The 1,069-nt window shown below is 56.6% G+C and carries 1 rRNA gene; it reads left to right on the top strand.

The features are described 5' to 3' along the window. Window positions 1-1,069, top strand: a 23S ribosomal RNA gene (locus ACZ4WV_RS35425); the annotation flags it as partial.

The following is a 1,069-nucleotide window of genomic DNA, read 5'->3' as shown; positions in this document are numbered from 1 at the left end:
TTGAAAACCTGGGGGATGACCTGTGGTTAGGGGTGAAAGGCCAATCAAACTCCGTGATAGCTGGTTCTCCCCGAAATGCATTTAGGTGCAGCGTCGTGTGTTTCTTGCCGGAGGTAGAGCACTGGATAGGCGATGGGCCCTACCGGGTTACTGACCTTAGCCAAACTCCGAATGCCGGTAAGTGAGAGCGCGGCAGTGAGACTGTGGGGGATAAGCTCCATGGTCGAGAGGGAAACAGCCCAGAGCATCGACTAAGGCCCCTAAGCGTACGCTAAGTGGGAAAGGATGTGGAGTCGCAGAGACAACCAGGAGGTTGGCTTAGAAGCAGCCACCCTTGAAAGAGTGCGTAATAGCTCACTGGTCTAGTGATTCCGCGCCGACAATGTAGCGGGGCTCAAGCGTACCGCCGAAGTCGTGTCATTCATACAATAGGGCCAACGCCTGTATGGATGGGTAGGGGAGCGTCGTGTGCCGGGTGAAGCAGCCGCGGAAGCGAGTTGTGGACGGTTCACGAGTGAGAATGCAGGCATGAGTAGCGATACACACGTGGGAAACGTGTGCGCCGATTGACTAAGGGTTCCTGGGTCAAGCTGATCTGCCCAGGGTAAGTCGGGACCTAAGGCGAGGCCGACAGGCGTAGTCGATGGATAACCGGTTGATATTCCGGTACCCGCTGTGAAGCGTCAAACATCGAGCCCATTAATGCTAAGGCCGTGAAGCCGCCCTGATCTCTTCGGAGTTGAGGGGAGTGGTGGAGCCGCTGACCCAAGGTGGTAGTAGGTGAGTGATGGGGTGACGCAGGAAGGTAGTCCAGCCCGGGCGGTGGTTGTCCCGGGGTAAGGGTGTAGGGCGCTGTCCAGGTAAATCCGGACAGCATGAAGCCTGAGACCTGATGCCGAGCCGATTGTGGTGAAGTGGATGATCCTATGCTGTCGAGAAAAGCCTCTAGCGAGTTTCATGGCGGCCCGTACCCTAAACCGACTCAGGTGGTCAGGTAGAGAATACCGAGGCGTTCGGGTGAACTATGGTTAAGGAACTCGGCAAAATGCCCCCGTAACTTCGGGAGAAG

The organism is Kitasatospora sp. NPDC029312 (assembly GCF_055569215.1).
This window is presented reverse-complemented; position numbering and strand designations above follow the sequence as displayed.